This window comes from Streptomyces sp. NPDC029526, from assembly GCF_040637405.1.
Lineage (GTDB): Bacteria > Actinomycetota > Actinomycetes > Streptomycetales > Streptomycetaceae > Streptomyces.
Window position 1 is genome coordinate 85766 of record NZ_JBEZWE010000006.1, and the last position, 19097, is coordinate 104862.

The 19097-nt window shown below is 72.6% G+C and carries 15 protein-coding genes and 1 pseudogene; 5 read left to right on the forward strand and 11 right to left on the reverse strand.

Annotation, left to right across the window (positions count from 1 at the left end; all coding sequences use genetic code 11):
* Positions 1 to 13: 13 nt before the first annotated feature.
* The 4 genes from AB0F01_RS16550 to AB0F01_RS16565 all read right to left on the reverse strand — a co-directional run bounded on the left by AB0F01_RS16550 (position 14) and on the right by AB0F01_RS16565 (position 4945).
* Complete coding sequence (locus tag AB0F01_RS16550; protein ID WP_362095441.1) at positions 14 to 1228, reverse strand: acetyl-CoA C-acetyltransferase; 1215 nt, start codon at positions 1226 to 1228, stop codon at positions 14 to 16.
* Between the two features lie 123 nt (positions 1229 to 1351).
* The gene (locus AB0F01_RS16555) at positions 1352 to 2494 is read right to left on the reverse strand and encodes an acyl-CoA dehydrogenase family protein (protein WP_362096016.1); all 1143 of its coding nucleotides are present in this window, start codon (positions 2492 to 2494) and stop codon (positions 1352 to 1354) included.
* A 26-nt stretch (positions 2495 to 2520) separates the two neighbouring features.
* Complete coding sequence (locus tag AB0F01_RS16560) at positions 2521 to 3546, reverse strand: LLM class F420-dependent oxidoreductase (RefSeq protein WP_362095444.1); 1026 nt, start codon at positions 3544 to 3546, stop codon at positions 2521 to 2523.
* A gap of 235 nt (positions 3547 to 3781) precedes the next feature.
* Positions 3782 to 4945 (reverse strand): CaiB/BaiF CoA-transferase family protein, encoded by a 1164-nt coding sequence (locus AB0F01_RS16565; RefSeq protein WP_362095447.1) that lies wholly within the window; start codon positions 4943 to 4945, stop codon positions 3782 to 3784.
* Positions 4946 to 5231: 286 nt separating this feature from the next.
* Between AB0F01_RS16565 and AB0F01_RS16570 the strand changes: the two genes are divergently transcribed.
* The gene (locus AB0F01_RS16570; protein ID WP_362095449.1) at positions 5232 to 5957 is read left to right on the forward strand and encodes a TetR/AcrR family transcriptional regulator; all 726 of its coding nucleotides are present in this window, start codon (positions 5232 to 5234) and stop codon (positions 5955 to 5957) included.
* A 72-nt stretch (positions 5958 to 6029) separates the two neighbouring features.
* Here AB0F01_RS16570 and AB0F01_RS16575 read toward each other — a convergent pair whose 3' ends face one another.
* Positions 6030 to 6290, reverse strand: a complete 261-nt coding sequence (locus AB0F01_RS16575; RefSeq protein WP_362095452.1) for a hypothetical protein — start codon at positions 6288 to 6290, stop codon at positions 6030 to 6032.
* 30 nt (positions 6291 to 6320) lie between these two features.
* Here AB0F01_RS16575 and AB0F01_RS16580 point away from each other — a divergent pair, with 30 nt between their 5' ends.
* The 3 genes from AB0F01_RS16580 (at position 6321) to AB0F01_RS16590 (ending at position 9535) form a co-directional block, all read left to right on the forward strand.
* Positions 6321 to 6848, forward strand: a complete 528-nt coding sequence (locus AB0F01_RS16580) for a DUF4334 domain-containing protein (RefSeq protein WP_362096019.1) — start codon at positions 6321 to 6323, stop codon at positions 6846 to 6848.
* A complete protein-coding gene (locus AB0F01_RS16585; RefSeq protein WP_362095455.1) occupies positions 6845 to 7939 on the forward strand; it encodes an NAD(P)-dependent alcohol dehydrogenase in 1095 nt (364 codons plus the stop codon). Before AB0F01_RS16580 ends, AB0F01_RS16585 begins: the two co-directional genes overlap by 4 nt.
* 381 nt (positions 7940 to 8320) lie before the next feature.
* Positions 8321 to 9535 (forward strand): TetR/AcrR family transcriptional regulator, encoded by a 1215-nt coding sequence (locus tag AB0F01_RS16590; protein ID WP_362095458.1) that lies wholly within the window; start codon positions 8321 to 8323, stop codon positions 9533 to 9535.
* A gap of 81 nt (positions 9536 to 9616) precedes the next feature.
* Here AB0F01_RS16590 and AB0F01_RS16595 read toward each other — a convergent pair whose 3' ends face one another.
* The 6 genes and pseudogenes from AB0F01_RS16595 to AB0F01_RS16620 form a co-directional block, all read right to left on the reverse strand.
* On the reverse strand, positions 9617 to 10816 hold the full coding sequence (locus AB0F01_RS16595; RefSeq protein WP_362095461.1) for an oxygenase MpaB family protein: 1200 nt from the start codon (positions 10814 to 10816) through the stop codon (positions 9617 to 9619).
* 317 nt (positions 10817 to 11133) lie between these two features.
* Positions 11134 to 12119 (reverse strand): annotated as a pseudogene (locus AB0F01_RS16600) (oxidoreductase).
* Positions 12120 to 12302: 183 nt separating this feature from the next.
* Positions 12303 to 14681, reverse strand: coding sequence for a glycoside hydrolase family 3 N-terminal domain-containing protein (locus AB0F01_RS16605; RefSeq protein WP_362095464.1), 2379 nt, complete (start codon positions 14679 to 14681; stop codon positions 12303 to 12305).
* Complete coding sequence (locus tag AB0F01_RS16610; RefSeq protein WP_362095466.1) at positions 14678 to 15496, reverse strand: carbohydrate ABC transporter permease; 819 nt, start codon at positions 15494 to 15496, stop codon at positions 14678 to 14680. The genes AB0F01_RS16605 and AB0F01_RS16610 overlap by 4 nt, the downstream gene beginning before the upstream one ends.
* The gene (locus AB0F01_RS16615; protein WP_362095469.1) at positions 15493 to 16449 is read right to left on the reverse strand and encodes a sugar ABC transporter permease; all 957 of its coding nucleotides are present in this window, start codon (positions 16447 to 16449) and stop codon (positions 15493 to 15495) included. The genes AB0F01_RS16610 and AB0F01_RS16615 overlap by 4 nt, the downstream gene beginning before the upstream one ends.
* Before the next feature lie 10 nt (positions 16450 to 16459).
* Positions 16460 to 17761, reverse strand: coding sequence for an extracellular solute-binding protein (locus AB0F01_RS16620; protein ID WP_362095471.1), 1302 nt, complete (start codon positions 17759 to 17761; stop codon positions 16460 to 16462).
* A 139-nt stretch (positions 17762 to 17900) separates the two neighbouring features.
* Between AB0F01_RS16620 and AB0F01_RS16625 the strand changes: the two genes are divergently transcribed.
* Positions 17901 to 18923 (forward strand): LacI family DNA-binding transcriptional regulator, encoded by a 1023-nt coding sequence (locus tag AB0F01_RS16625; protein WP_362095474.1) that lies wholly within the window; start codon positions 17901 to 17903, stop codon positions 18921 to 18923.
* The last annotated feature ends 174 nt before the right edge of the window (positions 18924 to 19097 follow it).

The window sequence follows — 19097 nt, forward strand, 5'->3', positions numbered from 1 at the left end:
CGGGCGCTGGGGGTCAGAGGCGTTCGACGACGGTGGCGATGCCCATGCCGCCGCCGACGCACAGGGTGGCCAGTCCGTAGCGCTTGTCCCGGCGCTCCAGTTCGTCGACGAGGATGCCGAGGATCATCGCGCCGGTCGCGCCCAGCGGATGCCCGAGCGCGATGGCGCCGCCGTTGACGTTGACCTTGTCCAGCGACAGGCCCATGTCCTTCACGAAGCGCAGCACCACCGCCGCGAACGCCTCGTTGATCTCCACCAGGTCGATGTCCTCGATGGTCAGCCCCGCCTTGGCCAGCGCCTTGCGGGTCGCCGGCGCGGGCCCGGTCAGCATGATGGTCGGGTCGGCTCCCGACACCGCGGCGGCCACGATCCGGGCGCGCGGGGTCAGTCCGTGCCGCTCCCCCGCCGCCTCGCTGCCGATGGCGACCAGGGCGGCGCCGTCGACGATGCCGGAGGAGTTGCCCGCGTGGTGGACGTGGTCGATCCTCTCCACCCAGTGGTACTTCTGCAGCGCCACCGCGTCGAAGCCGGCCTGTTCGCCGATGTCCGCGAACGACGGTTCGAGGGCGGCCAGGCTCTCGGCGGTGGTGCCGGGGCGCAGGTGCTCGTCGTGGTCGAGGACGACCAGGCCGCTGCGGTCCCGGACGGGGACGACGGAGCGGTCGAAGCGCCCGTCCTTCCACGCGGCGGCGGCCCGTTCCTGGGACAGCGCCGCGTAGGAGTCCACATCGTGGCGCGAGAAGCCCTCGAGGGTGGCGATCAGGTCGGCGCCGATGCCCTGCGGGACGAAGCCGGTGACATGGCCGGTGCGCGGGTCGTGCGACCACGCTCCCCCGTCACTGCCCATCGGCACCCGGGACATGGACTCGACGCCGCCCGCGAGGACCAGGTCCTCCCAGCCGGAACGGACCTTGGCGGCGGCCAGGTTGACCGCCTCCAGACCTGAAGCACAGAAGCGGTTCTCCTGCACACCGGTGACCGTGTCGGGCAGTCCGGCCGCGATGGCCGCGGTACGGGCGATGTCGGAGCCCTGGTCGCCGACCGGGCTGACCACACCGAGGACGATGTCGTCGACGGCGGCCGGGTCCAGGCCCGGGAAGCGGTCACGGATCTCGTGGATCAGCCCCACGACCAGGTCGATGGGCTTGGTGCCGTGCAGGGCGCCGCTTGCCTTGCCGCGTCCGCGCGGGGTGCGGATCGCGTCGTAGACGTACGCTTCGGTGCTCACCTCGGGTGCCTTCCCTGTCGAGTCGGTCGGATCGAATCGGGGATCGAATGCGGAGATCGGAGAGGGGTGCCGGGCGCGCGGCGCGTCGGGGGTGTTCCCGGGCGAGCGGGCGGGCCTCGGTGCTCAGCGCAGCAGCGAGCGGCCGATGATCTCCTTCATGATCTCGGTGGTGCCGCCGTAGATGGTCTGGACGCGGCTGTCCAGGAAGGCCCGTGCCACCCGGTACTCGGTCATGTAGCCGTAGCCGCCGTGGAGTTGGAGGCACCGGTCGACGATCCTCTTCTGGAGTTCGGTGGCCCACCACTTGGCCATCGACGCGTGCACCGCGTCCAGCCGGCCGTGGGTGTGCTCGGTGATGCAGCGGTCGACGAAGGTGCGGGTGACGGCGGCCTCGGTGGCCATCTCGGCGATCTCGAAGCGGGTGTGCTGCAGCGCCGCCAGCGGTCTGCCGAACGCCTCGCGCTCCTTCACGTACCGCGTGGTGACGGCCAGGATCTCCTCGGCCGCGGCGGCGGCGCCGATCGCGATGGCCAGCCGTTCCTGGGCGAGGTGCGCCATGAGGTGGGCGAACGCCCGGTTCTCCTCACCCAGCAGGTTCTCCTTGGGGACGCGCACGTCGTGGAAGAACAACTCGGCGGTGTCCTGGGCCTTCTGGCCGATCTTGTCGAGGTTGCGGCCGCGTTCGAAGCCCTCCATCCCGCGCTCGACGACCAGCAGGCTCTGCCCGGTGCTGCCGCCCTCGGGCGCGGTGCGGGCGACGACGATCACCAGATCGGCGAGGATGCCGTTGGAGATGAACGTCTTGGCACCGTTGAGCAGGTAGTGGTCGCCCTTGTCGGTCGCGGTGGTGCGGATGCCCTGGAGGTCGGACCCGGCACCGGGTTCGGTCATGGCGACGGCGGTGACGAGGTCTCCGGAGGTGAAGCCGGGCAGCCAGCGCCGCTTCTGCTCGTCGGTGGCGAGCCCGGTGAGGTAGGGGCCGACGATGTCGTTGTGCAGGCTCAGCGCGAGGCCGGAGGCGCCCGCGCGGGCGAACTCCTCGATGAGGACGGCGCTGTGGCGGAAGTCGTCGTTCCCGCCACCGCCGTACTCCTCACCGACGGACAGGCCCAGCAGCCCCCGGCGCCCGGCCGCGCGCCACACCTCGCGGTCGACGACACCGTCCCGCTCCCACCGCTCGTGGTGCGGGGTCACCTCCTTGGCGAGGAAGGTCCGCACCGTCTCGCGGAACGCCTCGTGGTCGGGACCGTACAGCTCGCGTTCCAGGGTCGGGGTCGGGGTCGGGGTCGGGGTCACAGCCAGCTCCTCACTCGCTCGATCAGACGGGCCGGTTCGGGGCCGACGGGCGTGACGTTGAGCATCGTCACGCCGGACGCGCGGAACGCCTCGACGCGGTCGCGGACATGACCCTCGGGGCCGGCCAGGCAGAGCAGCTCCAGCAGCTCGGCCGGCACGGCGGCTTCCGCGTCCTTCCGCCGGCCCGCGAGGTAGTGCTCCTGGATGGTGGCCGCGGCGGCCTCGTACCCGTAGGAGCAGACGAGGGCGTGGTAGAAGTTCCGCCCGGGGGCGCCCATGCCGCCGACGTAGAGGGCGACGGTGGGGCGCATCAGGTCGCGGACGGCCTCGGCGTCGTCACCGATGGCCAGCAGACCGCCCGCCACGACCGACAGCGGGCCCAGCGCGGGGTCGCGGGCGGCGGCGCCCTCGGCCAGGGAGCGTCCCCAGACCTCGCCCGCCAACTCCGGGACGTAGAGGAAGGGCAGCCAGCCGTCGGCGATCTCGGCGGTCATCCGGACGTTGGCCGGGCCGAGCGCCGCCACGTGGACGGGGATGGTGTCGCGGACGGGGTGGTTGAGCAGCTTGAGCGGTTTGCCGAGGCCGCTGCCCTTCCCCGGCGGCAGGGGCAGGTCGGTGATGCCGTGGTGCTCGATGACCTCGCGCCGCCAGATCCGCCGGGAGAGTTCGACGACCTCGCGGGTGCGGCCGAGCGGCCGGTCGTAGCGGCGGCCGTGCCAGCCCTCGACGACCTGGGGGCCGGAGGCGCCGATGCCGAGGATGGCACGGCCACCGGTGAGCGCGTCGAGCCCGGCGGCGGTCTGGGCGATCAGCGCGGGGGTGCGCGAGTAGACGTTGAGGACGGCCGAACCGATGCGCATGCGTTCGGTCTTCGCGGCCAGGTAGCCCATGATCGTCGGCGAGTCGAAGCCGTACGCCTCGGCCACCCAGACGGCGTCGAGTCCCGCCGCTTCCAGGGCGGCGGCCTCGTCCGCGGCGGCGCGCGGATCACGGGCGTACGCCAGGGGCGTGGAGAGTTCCATCAGCAGTGGTCCTTCGGCAGTGACGGGATCGGTGGCCGCCCGCCCAGGTGTCCGGTGGTGCGCCGCGACCGGTGGCTCGTGCGGGGCGGTCGTCGGCACGTGCCGGCCGAGGTCGGGGCCGGTCGGCGGTTCTCGTCCGGCGGTCGCCCCGCCGGGCGTCGGTCCGAGGACGCCACCGGGGGGTCCGCGGTCCTCCGGAGGCCGTCGTGGAGCGGCCGTCGCCGGGCCGAGGCGGTCATCCCGCGGCTTCCAGCAGCTCGGGGACGTCCCACTCGCGGGCCACGTCGGGGGTGTGCGCCCCGGGGGCGGCCGGGGGGCGGCGCAGGGTTCCCGGGGTGGCGGAGAAGCGGGGCGCCGGAGCGGGCTGGGTGACGCCGTGCGCCTCGGTGTAGGTGCCGCGCCCGGTCACGTTCAGGTGCCGGTGTCCGGACGCCTCGCGCAGCGAGAGCACCGGTGCCACGCACGCGTCGGTGTCCTCGAAGACGGCCGTCCACGCGTCGCGGGTGGCGGTCTTGAAGCGGGTCGCGAACACGGACCGCAGTGCGGGCCAGTTGCGCGGGTCGGCACGGTCCGGCAGACCGTCGCCGTCCAGGCCGAGCAGGTCGACGAAGACCGCGTAGAACTGGGGTTCCAGGGCCCCGACGGCCATCCAGCCACCGTCGGCGGTCTCGTAGACGCCGTAGTGGGGGCAGCCGCCGTCGAGCAGGTTCCGGCCGCGGGCATCCTGCCAGGAACCGTCGGAGAGCATGCCCCAGAACAGGGCGGTGAGGTGGGCGGTGCCGTCGACGATCGCGGCGTCCACCACCTGGCCGCGGCCCGTGGCGCGGGCGGTGAGGAGGGCCGCGAGGACGCCGGTGGTCAGGTAGAGGGAACCGCCGGCGTAGTCGCCGAGGAGGTTGGCCGGGACGGCGGGGGGACCGTCCGGGGGGCCGATCATGGACAGGGCGCCCGCGGTGGCGATGTAACCGATGTCGTGGCCCGCGCGGCGGGCGAGCGGACCGCTCTGGCCCCAGCCGGTCATCCGGCCGTACACCAGCCCGGGATGCAGGGCCAGGCACTCCTCGGGGCCGACTCCGAGCCGCTCCGCGACACCGGGCCGGTAACCCTCCAGCAGGATGTCGGCGCGGGCGGCCAACGCCCTGACGGTGTCCGGCCCTTCGGGTGACTTGAGGTCGACCAGGACGGAACGCTTGTTGCGGTTGGTCAGGTCGCGTCGGGGGTCGCCGCCGAGCGGCGGGCGGCCCGGCCGGTCGACGCGCACCACGTCGGCGCCCAGATCGGCGAGCAGCATCGCGGCGAACGGGCCGGGGCCGATCCCCGCCAGTTCGACCACGCGCACACCGTCCAGGGGACCGGCCACGGGGCGGCCGGACGAGGGTGGGGTGGGGTTCGGGCTCATGCGTTCCTCTCTCGGTGCCGGACGGCAGGAACCGTCGGGCGACCGGGGACTTACTGAGCGTTCGCTAAAACGTAGGAGCGGTCGGTCCGTCGGTCAACTCCCCGTGCAGCACTTGTTTTTGCCGCTACTTACCGGGACAGTGACGGGGCACGGCGCGGAGATCCGGCCCCACGCGGACCGCCTGCCTGATCGACCGCTAAGTGCCCGTGCCGGACGTCTGCGAGGAGGTGAGCCGGATGCGCGGCCGTACGATGTCGCCGATCGCCGCCCGTCCCGAGGAGTGCCGTTGAACACCGTGCCCAGCCAGGACCCGACACCGTCGGCGGAGCACTGGCGCTCCTACGGACCGCTCGACCTGCACCCGATCCTCATGCGTGCCATGGAGGCATTCAACGAGCAGGGCTACCACGGCACTTCGGTGCGGGACATCGCGTCCCGGGTCGGAGTCACCGTGCCCGCGCTCTACTACCACTACGAGAACAAGCAGGCCCTGCTGGCCACCTTGCTGGAGACGTCGATCAAGGACGTCCTGGACCGGTGCCGGGCTGCCGCCGCGGAGGCCGGGGACGATCCGCTGGCCCGCTTCTGCGGCATGGTCGAATCGATCGTCCTCTACATGGCGCACCGGCAGCAACTGGCCTTCCTGGACACCGAGATACGGAGCCTGGAACCGGAGAACCGGGCCCGCTACGTCGCCCTGCGCGACTATCTCGAGCACATGCTGCTGGACACGGTCGAGGCGGGCCGTGGCCAGGGCGTCTTCACCACCCCGATCCCGGCGGACGCGGTGCGTTCCGTGCTGGTCATGTGCCAGGGGGTCGCCAACTGGTTCCGTGCGGACGGCCCGCTCACCGCGGAGGAGGTCGCCGAACGCCACGTCCTGCTCGGTCTCGGCACCGTGGGCCACCCCGGAGCGGTCACCGGCGACCTCTCCCTCCCGCTCCCGCGACGGCCGGCGCTCGCACGCACCGCCGCAGGGGTGGGGGACACGTCCCCGCACCCGTCCGGGTGACGCGGGCCGCACCACCCGTGCGCCGCCCACCCCTCGGGCAGCCCCCACAACCACCGCGAACGGTGCCTCCAGCTACGGCAACAGCTGCTTCTTCGGCTCCCTGTCCGGTTCCTGGTCGGCCCTTGGTTCGGCCCCCCTGGCTGGCATCTTGTCCGGCACCTTGTCCGGCTGCGGCGCGCCGCCTCGGCCCCACCACAGCTCCGGTCCCGGTCCCGGCTCCAGCTCCAGCTCCAGCTCCAGCTCCAGCTCCAGCTCCAGCTCCAGCTCCAGCTCCAGCTCCAGCTCCAGCTCCAGCTCCAGCGATGATCCGCCCCCCTCCCCCGGGGACGGCACCGACGAGAGGACATCAGCATGGACGTGCCCATGGACGTGACCGAGGCCCGCGCGCGGTTCCACGTGCTGCGGGAGACGGACGGCCCGGTCGACCCCCGCGAGCTCGACGCCATCTGGGCGGCCCTGGGCCCCGCCCGTCCCGAGGACATCCTCGGTGACTGGAAGGGCGGCGAGTTCCGCACCGGTCACCCCCTGGAAGGGATGCTGCCCAAGGCCGGGTGGTACGGCAAGACGTTCACCTCGGTGCACGACGCCAAGCCGCTGATGTGCCGGGACGACGACGGCAGGCTGTACTCCCACCGCGAGCTGGGCCAGGGCGAGGCGAGCCTGTGGACCGTGGAGTTCCGGGGCGAGCCGACGGCCACCATGATCTACGACGGCCGGCCGGTGCTGGACCACTTCAAGTGGGTGGACGACAGCACGCTGATGGGCATCATGAACGCCAAAGGGGTCACCGCCGAGGGCCCGTACTACTACTTCCACCTGCAGCGGGACCCCGAGTTCCCGCCCCTGGCACCGGAGCCCGCGGAGGACGGAGCGCCCGGAGAGGACGGGTGAGGCGGATCCGGGCCGCCGTCGTCGAGGCACCCGGCGGCCCGTTCCTGCTCCGGGACGCGGACCTCGACGACACCCCGCGGGCGCGCGAGGTCCTGGTGAGGATGACCGCGGTGGGCGTCTGCCACACCGATCTGGGCATGCGGGACGCCTGGCCCGCACGATGGACGCCGATGGTCTTCGGGCACGAGGGCGCGGGCTGCGTCGAGGCCGTGGGCGCGGAGGTCACCGGCCTGGCACCGGGGGACTCCGTCTGCCTGACCTTCGCGAGCTGCGGTGCCTGCGAGCAGTGCGCACGGGGCGGTCCGGCCTACTGCCGCTCCGCGCAGGCCCTGAACTTCTCGGGCGGGCGCGAGGACGGGACCACTCCCCTGTCCCTCGACGGGAGCCCGCTGCACGCCGGGTTCTTCGGGCAGTCGAGCTTCGCCACGTACGCCGTCGTGCACGAACGCGGCGTGGTCCGGGTGCCGGCCGACCTGCCCCCCTCGGTGGTGGCCCCGCTGGGCTGCAGCGGCCAGACGGGCGCCGGCACCGTCCTCAACCGGCTGCGACCCGAGCCGGGGTCCTCGCTGGTCGTGGTGGGCGCGGGCGGGGTGGGCCTGAGCGCGTTGATGGCCGCGGTGGCGGCGGGCTGCGACCCGGTGGTGGCCGTCGACCCGGTCGCCTCCCGGCGCGGTCTGGCCACCGCCCTCGGCGCCCGCGCGGCGCTGCCCCCGGGGGACGGTCTGGTGTCGGCCCTGCGCGAGCTCACCGGTGGCGGCGCGCACCGGGTCGTGGAGACCACGGGCCGCCCGGAGATGGCCCGCCGGGCGGTGGAAGCGCTGTGCCCACGCGGCGAAGTGGCCCTCCTGGGCCTCGGCACGGAGGTGACGCTGGACGCGAGGGCGCTGCTCGCCAAGGGCGTGCGCCTCCACGGGGTGATCGAGGGCGACGCGGATCCCGGCCGCTTCCTCCCCGAGCTGATCGCGCTGCACCGAAGCGGACGCTTCCCGGTCCAGGCACTGGTCGGCACGTTCCCCTTCGAGGAGATCGGACGCGCGGTGGCCGCGATGCAGGACGGCAGCGTGGTCAAGCCGGTGCTCACCTTTCCCTGACCGCCGTCCCCTGCCCGTGCGGGACGCCCCCGGCCCCCACCGCGCCGGCCCGCCCACCGCGCCGACCCGCCCGGTCGGTCGGTCGGTCGGCACGGGCCCTACCCGATCGACCGCTCGACTGCTCGGTCGCTCGACTGCTCGGCCGCTCGGCTGCCCGGCTGCCCGGCTGCCCGGCTGCCCGGCTGCCCGGCTGCCCGGCTGCCCGGCTGCCCGAGGTGAACGCCCCGGGGCGCCCGTGCAAGACGTTCGGTTGCCGCCTGTGCGGACGGGGAGGACGGGCAGGACGCGCGGGGCGGGAGGGTCACGGGCCCGCACCGAGCGCGGTCGTCTCCCGGCGGAGAACCGGGAGGCGTCGTGACCGCGTGTGATTGACTGCTTCCCATGGCTCCCGCCTCCCCGTCCGCCCGTTCGGCCGCCTCCGCGCGCGCCGGGGCGTCCGGCCGTCCGGCGGCGGGCACCCGGCCGCGGAACCGCAGGCAGCTCATCGTCGACGCCGCGGGGCGGGTGTTCAGTGAACGCGGCTACCACAAGGCGTCCATGGAGGAGGTAGCCGCCCAGGTGGGCATCACGGCGGCGGCCCTGTACCGGCACTTCCCGAACAAGTACGCGCTGTTCGCCGAGTGCGCCCACGTCATGGTCGACGGGCTGGTGGCCGCGCTGGACGAGGTGCCCGCCGACGCCCCCTTGGCCGACCTCCTCGACGCCCTCACCCGGGTCACCATCGCCCACCGCGCGTCGGGCGGCGTGTACCGGTGGGAGGCCCGCTACCTCGACCGCGAGGACCGCCGGCGTCTGCGGGGGAAGTTCTCCCGGCTCGTCGAGCGGGTCGACGGGGCGGTGCAGCGCGAGCACCCGCTGCCCGACGGCCGCCTGCGGGCCATGGCGGCCCTCGGCGCGATCGGCTCCATCACGATGCACCGCACGTCGATCGCCCAACGCCGGGCGGAGGAACTGTTGCTGGCCGCCGCGCTGCGGGTGGCCGCGACCGATCCGGCGGCGGGCCGACGGGCCGCCCGGCCCGTCGAGCTGCCCGTGAGGCCGGTGCCGCGCACGCGTCGCTCGGAGATCCTGGCGGCTTCCATACCGCTGTTCGCGCGGGACGGGTTCGCCAACGTCACGAACGGCCAGATCGCCGACGCGGTGGGACTGACCCCGTCCGCGCTGTACCGCCACTACCAGGGGAAGATCGACATCCTGGCCGCGGCGTGCCTCCAGGCGGCCGGGCTGCTCGCCCAGGGCGTGGAGCAGAGCCTGCACGGGGTGACCGACCCGCACGACGCGGTCGTCGCGCTGGCGGCCACCTATGTCGCCTACAGCTTCGAGTACACCGAGCTCAACAGTGTCGCCGAGGCCGAACTCGCCGGTCTGCCGACCGATCTGCGCCGCCCCCTGGTCCTGGCGCAGCGCAATCACATCGCCGTCTGGGAGCAGCAGTTGAGGCTGGCCCGCCCGGAGCTGGACCCGCGCCAGGCCCGGGTGCTGGTGCACGCGGGGTTCGGTGCGGTCGTCGAGGCGGGCCGCCGGCTGAGGTGGCGGGACAGCCCGCAGCACCGGGAGACGGTGACGGGTCTGGTCGTGGCCGCGCTGGGCCTGTGAGACGGCCGCCGCCGCGCCGCCCGCACCCGGGGACCCAGGAGGTCTGCGGGAGGGGCGGCGTAGGAGGGGCCGGAAGGGTGGTCAGCCCGGCCGGTTGCCGGTGGGGATCGTGATGGGGGTGGTCTTGCCGGAGGTGCCCTGGTTGAGGAACAGCATGGCCAGCGCCCGCACGAACTGGTCGAGCATGTAGAAGGAGGCGGGCATCACCGGCGACAGTCCTTCCCGGAACAGGATGAACGCCGGCCAGACGGTGCGGACCAGGGCCGCCGCGGCGTAGTCCCGCTTCAGGCCGAGCCAGTCGCCGACCTCGTCGCTGAGGACGTAGCGCACGAACTCGTTGAGGAAGCCGCGGGTGACGCCGAGGTCGATCTGGGCGGTCAGGCCGAGCAGTTCCTCGGCGAGGGCGATGCCCTCGCGCGACGGGGCGAGGATCGGGGTCAGAACCTGCGCCGACTGCTTCTCGGCCGCCGCCCAGGTACGGGGGATGTGCTCGTACGGCACGCCGAGCAGGGCGATGGCGACCTGCCAGTGGTGGAGGAACGCCTCCTGGTCGGCGGCCGAGTACGGGATCTTCCAGTCGAGGAGCTTGCGGTGCACGTAGGTGCCGAGGCTGTGGAAGGTGACCAGGATGTCGGCGGCGCTGATCGGGATGGTCTCGTCGGCGACCGCGCGCCAGTGCGGGGACTGCGGCAGCAGGTGGCGCACGGCGGCGTGCACCACGCGCGTCTTGTTGGCGGTGACGACGAACTGGCCGGAGGGCTTGAAGGCCCCGAGTTCCGCCAGGTCGTAGCCGAACGTGAACGTCTTGGCCGCGCGGTCCTTCATGTCGGCGCCGCCCGCGGACCAGTAGACGCTCTTGGCCTCACGGGGGATCACGGTGCTCATGATGCCGCTGCCGAGGCCGTACAGCATGAACAGGTAGGTGTCTCTGCGCCGGTTGAAGTCGGCGGCGCGGGCGAGCTTCACGGGATCGGCCCAGGAGGGCAGCCGGTTGACCTCCCGCAGGTAGGCGGTGAACTCGGCCGGCACCCCCGCGGGCAACGGGTCGTCGTTGTCGACCCACGACTCCCAGGCCCGGTTGATGGCGGGGACGTGTCCGTTCCTGAGCATCGACTCCATCAGGGGGTCGGCCGCGTCGTCCCAGATCCACTCCGGTCCGGTGGCCGCCGCGGTCCCGGACACCGAGTCCGTCGCGGCCCATGCCTGGAGGGGGGTGGCGGCGCCCACGATACCGAGTGCCACCCCGAGCGACAGTGCCTTTCGCCTGCTGAGGTTCTCCATTGACTTCCTGCTTCCCTGAAAGGGCCAGATGACGGTGGGTGCCTTCGCAGACTTGCTGGTTGTGCGATCGGGGACGGCTTCACCCTCGCCTCACCGATGTGATTTCTGATTAACATAGCGAGGCGGGTCGCCGTCGGCAATGGGATGAACACAGCCGTGTGGTAGAGGGGTTCGGCAGGGAGGGAGCGCCCGACACCCCTCCCCCGGCCCGCGGGGACGACGGGGGCGACGGGGGCGACGGGGGCGACGGGGGCGACGGGGTCGTGCGGCGGGCCGCGCGCGGTGGAGCGGGAAGACGCGGTCCGCCTCCGGTCACCTCAGCCCAGGGCGCCGAGCAACTCGCGCTCGCGTCGCGCGCTGAGCCCGGCGCGCCGTTCCCGGTCCAGCCCCTGCTCGCGTTCCCAGCGCAGTGTGTCGGCCACCGTCTCGGCCGGGGGCCGGTGGCGCAGCCCCGCGGCGCGCGCGGCGGAGCCGTCCCGGGCCGCGTGTCCTTCCCAGCCCGGCTCGACCAGCCACATCGGCAGCGACTCCGGCCCCATGTACTGGGCCACGCCGTTGGCCAGCAGCCATGCCGAGTCCGCGGTGACCACCGGTCCGGAGTGCCCGCCGGCGGCGCGGGACAGCTCGACCCACTCCGCGAACGGAACGACCGGGCCCACGGCGTCGTGGGGGCCGGTGATGCCCGTCTCCGCCGCGTCGAGCAGCCAGGCCGTGAGGTCCCGTACGTCGATGACCTGTGTGGGCAGGGCCGGTGTGTCGGGAACCAGCATCGGCCCTCGCGGATCGCGTGCGGCGCGGGCGGCCCAGTAGCCGGAGCGCCCGCTGTGATCGCCCGGGCCGCCGATCAGCCCGGGCCGTGCGATCAGGAGGCGGTCGCCCACGGCGGCCGTCGACGCCTGCTCGCAGGCGGCCTTCGCCTCGCCGTACACCTCGCGGTCCGCCTCGCTCCTTGCGTCGGGGGGAGCAGGGCCGCGGACTCGTCCGCCCCCGGCGTGGCGTGGGAGGCGTAGGCGCTGACGGACGAGACGTACACCCAATGCCCGGCCCTGCCGCCCAGCACGCCCAGCGCCTCGCCGACGAAGCGCGGCTGCCACGACACTTCGACGACCGCGTCCCACACGCGGTCGAGCACGGGCTCGTACGCCGACGGATCGCGGCGGTCGGCGGCCACCAGGGTCGCTCCGGCCGCGACGTCCCCGCTCTCGCCCCGCGCGAGGCAGGTCACCCGGTGGCCACGTGCCAGCGCCTGACGCGACAGTTCCCGAGCCACCCAGGCCGTCCCGCCCAGAAACAGAATCTCCATGCCGACACCCAAGCACCGCGATCACCCGCGCGGCCAGGCGCCTTCGCCGACAGCAGACGGCCGGTCGCACGCCGACGCCCGCGTGGGGCGGCCGGCCCGGACCGGGTGATCGGTCCGGGCCGGCATCCCTCGCGGGACGGGGGCGGGCGGGTCCCGCGGGCCGGTCTGCGTCCGTCCCCCGGGTCAGCCCTCCTGGGTGAACGTCGCGTGGAACCGGCGCGTGTGGTCCACGCGGCGTGCCGGGCCGGTCAGGGTGACCGTCGCCGTGAGGCGGGTGGCGGTGCTGGACGCGGACAGGCGGAGTTGCAGCTCGCCGGGCTCCACGATCCGGTGGCCGTCGCGGCCGGTGAAGGAGGCGACGTCGGCCGGCACGGTGACCTTCAGACGGCGGGACTCCCCCGCCTCCAGCGGCACCCGGGCGTAGCCGACGAGGCGCTGGACCGGCTGGACGACGGAGGCGACCGGGTCGTGCAGGTAGAGCTGGACGACCTCGGTGCCGGAGCGCTCACCGGTGTTGCGGACGGTGAGGCCGAGGGTGAACTCGCCGTCCGTGGCCGCTTCCCCGGTGTCCACGGCGAGGTCGGTCCAGTCGAAGGTGGTGTAGGTGAGGCCGTGGCCGAAGCCGAAGGCCGGGGTCGGGTCGATGCTGGAGACGTCGCTGGCCTGGGCGAGGCGCGCCCCGAGGTAGGTGGACGGCTGGGCGCCGGTGCCGCGGGGCACGCTGACCGGCAGGCGTCCGGAGGGGTCGGTGCGTCCGCCGAGCACCCCGGCGATCGCGCGGGTGCCCTCCTCGCCCGGGAAGAAGGACTGCACGATCGCGGCGGACTCCTCCACGGCCCGGCCCAGTGCGTAGGGGCGGCCGGTGAGCAGGACGGTCACGACCGGGCGGCCGGTGTCGAGGAGGGCGTCGAGGAGGTGCTGCTGGGCGCCGGGCAGGGCGAGGGACTCCACGTCGCAGCCCTCGCCGCTGGTGCCCCGGCCGAACAGTCCGGCCCGGTCGCCGAGGGCGGCGACGACCACGTCGGCCTCCCGGGCGGCGTCGAGGGCGGCGTCGATGCCGGAGAGGTCACCGTCGTCGACGCCGGTGCCGCGCACGACCGTGATCTCGGCGTCGGGGAACTCCTCGGTCATCGTCTCGGCCAGGGTCGGCAGGTCGATGCCGACGGGGACGTCCGGGTGTTGCACGCCCACGTGCTGGGGGAAGGAGTAGCAGCCGAGGACGGCGGTCGGTTCGTCGGCGTTGGGGCCGATCAGGGCGATGCGGCGGGGCCGGGTGAGGGGCAGGGTGCCGTCGTTGGTGAGCAGGACGACGGCCTTCTCGGCGACCTCGCGGGCGAGTGCGCGGTTCTCGGGCCGGTCCAGGTCGACGGTGCCGCGCAGTGCGTCGGGGTCGTCGGGGGCCTCGGGGTCGGTGCCGTCGAGGGCCGGGGGCACCGGGTTCCAGTCCGGGTCGAGCAGCCCGAGTTCGGCCTTCTGCGTCAGCACGCGGCGCAGGGCGCGGTCGATGAGCGACTCCGGCACGCGTCCGTCGGTGACGGCTTCGGCGAGCGGTTCGCCGAAGGTCTTGACGGTGGGCAGTTCCACGTCGACGCCGGCGGCGAGGGCGGCGCCGGCGGCCTCGGCCCAGTCGGCGGCCACCCCGTGGAGGATCTTGAGGAAGGCGATGCCGAAGTAGTCGGCGACGACGGTGCCGTCGAAGCCCCAGGCGTCCCGGAGCAGCCCGGTGAGCAGGGTCTCGTCGGCGGCGACGGGGATGCCGTCCAGGTCGTTGTAGGCGTGCATGACGGAGCGGGCGCCGCCCTCGCGGACCGCCATCTCGAAGGGCGGCAGCAGCACGTCGGCGCGTTCGCGGGAGCCGAGGGGGGCGGGGGCGAGGTTGCGTCCGGCGCGGGAGGCGGAGTAGCCGACGAAGTGCTTGAGCGTGGCGACGATCCCGGCGGACTCCAGGCCCTGGACGTAGGCGGTGCCGACGGTGCCGACGAGGTAGGGGTCCTCCCCGATGGTCTCCTCCACCCGGCCCCAGCGGGCGTCGCGGACGACGTCCAGCACGGGTGCCAGGCCCTGGTGGACGCCGACGGAGCGCATGTCCCGGCCGATGGCGGCGGCCATCCGGCGGACCGCGTCGGGGTCGAAGGTGGCGCCCCAGGACAGCGGCACCGGGTAGGCGGTGGCGCCCCAGGCGGCGAAGCCGGCCAGGCACTCGTCGTGGGCGAGGGCGGGGATGCCGAAGCGGTTGGTGGCCGCGATGCGGGACTGGGTGCGGGCCAGGGAGAGGGCGCCGAGGGCGGGGTCGACGGGGACGGTGCCGAAGGGGCGGGTCAGCTGGCCGAGGCCGGCGGGCAGGAGGGCGTCGAGGTCGACGGCCTCCTCCATGTCGTGCTGGTGGGGGGCGACTTCGCCGCCCTGGTCGGACGCGCCGACCCACACGCCGTACAGCTGGGCGATCTTCTCGCGCAGGGTCATCGCCTCGACGAGGGCGTCGACCCGCTCGGACACCGGGCGGGCGGGGTCGTTCCAGAGGGGGACTTGGGAGGTGGTCTCTACGGCCACGTTGGCGGTCACTTTCCTCCGACGCCCATCAGGCCCTGGACCAGGGCGCGACGGGCGAACAGGTAGACGAGAAGGATGGGAACCATGGACAGCACCACGGCGCCCAGCAGACCGGGGATGTCGATGCCGTGCTCGGTCTGGAAGTTGTACAGACCCAGGGTGATCACCTTGCTGGAGTCGGACTGGGTCAGGACGAGGGGGAACAGGAAGCCGTTCCACGCCTGGAGGGCGGAGAAGACCACGATGGTGGACAGTCCGCCGCGGGACAGCGGCAGCACGAGCTGGAAGAACATGCGTCGCGGGGAGGCGCCGTCCATGGCCATGGCCTCGTACAGCTCCGAGGAGATGTCGCGCATCGCGCCGCTGAGGATGAGGGCCGACATCGGCAGGCAGAACGCGGCCGTGGGCAGGATGACGCCGAGCAGGTTGTCGTACAGCCCGGCCTGGCTGATCAGGTAGAACATCGGCACGATGACGGCCTGCGCCGGGATGGCCAGGCCGAGCAGGAACAGCCGGAAGACCGCCGTCGTGGTCCGGCCCCGGCTCCGCACGATGGCGTAGGCCAGCGGCGGGACGAGCAGCAGCACGATGCCGATGACCGCTCCGGTGACGACCAGGGTGTTGAGGAAGTACTGGCCGAACCCGGCGTTGAACGCCCCGGTGTAGTTGTCCAGGGTGAAGCTGTCCGGGAGGGAGACGGGGCCGTTCTCGGCGTAGTCCTGGCGGGTGCGCACGGTCGCCGCGAACATGACGTACAGCGGCAGCCCGATGACGAACAGCCAGAGGAGGGAGCCCGCGCCGGCCAGGTAGTTCGGGCGGCGCCTCATGACACACCCTCCATGGTGCTGCGCATCTTGTCGTAGCCGGAGACCCGGACGACGATCAGCGAGATGACGGTCGCGGCGACGACCAGGGTCAGGGCGATGGCGGAGCCGGTGCCGTAGTCGAAGCTCTTGAATGCCTTGTCGTACATGTAGTAGGCGCTGATGGTGGTGTCGGTGCCGGGGCCGCCCTGGGTCAGGATGAGGACGGTCTCGAAGGTGGTCAGGCCGCCGACGATCATCAGGATCATCGAGGTGATCATCGAGTTGCGCAGCTGCGGCAGGGTGATGTGGAAGAACTGCCGGTAGCGGCCGGCTCCGTCGATCTCCGCGGCCTGGTAGAGCACCTGCGGGACGGCGCGGGCCGCGCCCTGGTAGATCAGCGTGTGGAACGGCGTGAACTGCCAGGTGCTGACGAAGGCCAGCACCCCGAGGGCGGTGGCCTGTTCACCGAACAGGTTGCCGTCGCCGAACAGCCAGGTCGCCTCGGCGGGGATGCCGAAGTTCGGGTCGAGGAGCGCCCGCCACAGCACGGAGACGGCGGTGGCGGACAGCAGCAGCGGGATGAAGTAGATCACCGACAGCACCGCGCGGTTGCGCTGGTGTCCCGCGGCCCAGACGCCGAGCACGATGCTCAGCGGCGTCTGGATGACCACGCCGAGCGCGGTCAGCAGCAGCGTCAGCCAGATGCTCTGGAACATCACCGGGTCGTCCCACAGCTTCGACCAGTTATCGAAGCCGACGAACTCGGGCGAGCCGAGTCCGTCCCAGGCCATCAGGGACAGCACCGCCACCATGACCAGCGGCGTGATCGCGAAGAGGATGAAGAAGACGGCGGCGGGCACGGCCCAGCCGAAGCCGGGGCGGCCCACTCCCGCCGTGGAGGATGCGGCCGGCCGCCGCCGGGTCCCCTTGCGGGGTCCGGCGGCGGGCGGGGCGCTCAGTGTCTTGGTGGTCATGAGCCGTTCGTCACTCGGTGGGGAGGGCCTGCATGGCCTTGATGAAGCCGTCCGCGTCGAGCTGTCCGTTGAAGAACTGCTGGATGGCCTGGTACAGCGCCGAGCTGGCCTTCTGCGGGTACGCCTGGTCCCAGGAGAGCTGGAACGAGGGGGTGTCGCTGACGAGGTCGTACTGGAAGCGGGTGTAGTCGGCGTTCTCGGAGTCGTCGATGAACTGGGAGGTGTTGGTGGTGGTCGGCAGGTTGCCGATCTCCAGCTGCGCCTTGACGAAGTCGTCGGAGTACATGAGTTCCAGGAACTCCGCGACGGCCTCGGGGTGCTTGGTCTTCTTCGTCACCGAGTAGTAGTTGTTGGTGTTGCCGGCGACGTTCTTCGGGTCGCCCTTGCCGCCCTCGACGGACGGGAAGACGGAGTAGCCGAGGCCCTTCTCGGCGAAGTCCGGGTGGTCGGTGAGCTGCTGGGAGTAGTACCAGGAGCCCATCAGCTCGAAGCCCGCCTTGCCGGAGGCCACCAGCTGGACCGAGCCGCCGTTGGTGTACTTGACGGAGTCGTAGTTCTTGCCGAAGGCGCCCGCGTCCACGAGCTCCCGGATCATGCCGAGGGCCTTCTTGGCGTCGGGGCTCTCCCAGGCGCTCGGGTCGCCACCGAGGGCCTTCTGCAGCAGTTCGGGGCCGGCGACGCGGTCGAAGAGGTACTGGAACCACATCTGGGTCGTCCAGATGTCACCGGCGCCCAGCGCGATCGGCGTGACGCCCTCCTCCTTCAGCTTTCCTACGGCGTCGAGGAGTTCGTCCCAGGTCTTCGGCGGCTTCACGCCGGCCTTGTCGAGGACATCCTTGTTGTGGAAGAGCAGGACCGGCTGGGTGCCGCGCATCGGGATGCCGTACGGCTTGCCGTCGACGACGGCGTTCTCGAAGACGGCGGGCAGGAACTTGTTCTGCAGGTCCGGGTTCTCCTTGATCAGGTCGTCCAGCGGCATCAGCAGGTCCGCCTTGACGAACGGCCGGATGCTGCCGCCTCCCCAGTTGAAGAAGATGTCGGGGGCCTGCGGAGTGCTCAGGATGGTCTGCAGCTTCTTCTGGTAGTCGGCACCGGGGATGGTGTCCAGGACCACCTTGACGTCGGACGTCTTGTTGAACTCGTCGACGAACCGCTTCTCGACCTTGTTGGTGGCGTCACCGTAGACCAGGACATGGATCGTGTCGTCGTCCGCCGAGGCACCGCCGCCACCGCCGCAGGCCGTCAGACCCAGGGCGAGAGCGAGCGTCGCCCCGCAGGCGACCATTCGGGGCAAGCGCGCGCGTGTCTTCATCGTCTGCCTTTCGAAAGTTTCGGCGTCTTCGCCGAAAGTCCATGCGGTGGGACAGTAGGACAGCGCTGATGCCCGGTCAACGGTCGTGCACCTGTTCATCCAACCGTTATGGACGCAGCCGTGGCCTATATTGGCGGCCATGCACGATGACGACGAGGTGAGCGGCAGGGTCACGCTGGCGGCGGTCGCGAAAGAGGCCGGCGTCTCGATGCCGACAGTTTCGAAGGTCCTCAACGGTCGTTCGGATGTCTCCCGGACGACCCGGGACCGGGTCGAGCGCCTCCTGAAGGACCGCGGCTACCGTCGGCGTGCCCCCTCCCCGCCCCGTTCCCCGCTGATCGAACTCGTCTTCCACGAGTTGGAGAGCGTCTGGGCGATGGAACTCATCCGAGGGGTCGACGGCGTCGCCCGGCAGAACCGGGCGACCGTGGTGCTCACCGAGAGCGGCACCCGGCACGCCCCCGCGCCGGACTGGCTCGACGGTGTACTGCGCCGCAGGCCGCTGGGCGTCGTCCTGGTCTTCTCCCTGCTCCCCGAGAGCGTCAAGCGCCGCCTGAGGGCCGCCGACATCCCGTTCGTCGTCATCGACCCGGCCGGCGACCCCGATCCCGACGTGCCCTCGGTCGGCTCCGCCAACTGGGCCGGCGGGCTCGCCGCCACCCGCCACCTCACCGACCTCGGGCACGAACGCGTCGCCATCGTCACCGGCCCCGAGGACATGCTGTGCTCCCTCGCCCGCCTCGACGGCTTCCGCTCGGCGATGGCCATGGCCGGCCTGGAACCCGACCCCCGCCTGACCCGGTTCGGCGACTTCCACGTCCAGAGCGGCTTCGAGCACGCCCTGTCCCTCCTGGAGGGCCCCGGCCGGCCCACGGCGATCTTCGCCGGCAGCGACCTGCAGGCGTTGGGCGTCCTGGAGGCCGCCCGGCTGAAGGGCCTGCGCGTCCCGGAGGACCTGTCGGTGGTCGGCTACGACGACGTCCCCCTGGCCCAGTGGTCCAGCCCGCCCCTCACCACAGTCCACCAGCCCCTGCGGAACATGGCCGAGGAGGCCACCCGCATGCTGCTCACCCCGGACGACACCGGCAAGGCCGCCCAGCGCATAGAACTCGCGACGCACCTGGTGGTCCGGCAGAGCACGGCGGAGCGGCCCGGCGGCTGACCGGGGCCCGGTAGCGCGGCGGAGCCCGGACCGCGCCACCGGGCCGGGTGAACGCCGACCACGGCCGCCAACTCACCACCGGGACAGCGGGGTCGGGGCGGACCCGGCACGTCCCGGCATGCTCCGGCGCGTCCCCGCCGTGTGGCTCGCGGCACAGTTCGCGGGCTGGCGGGG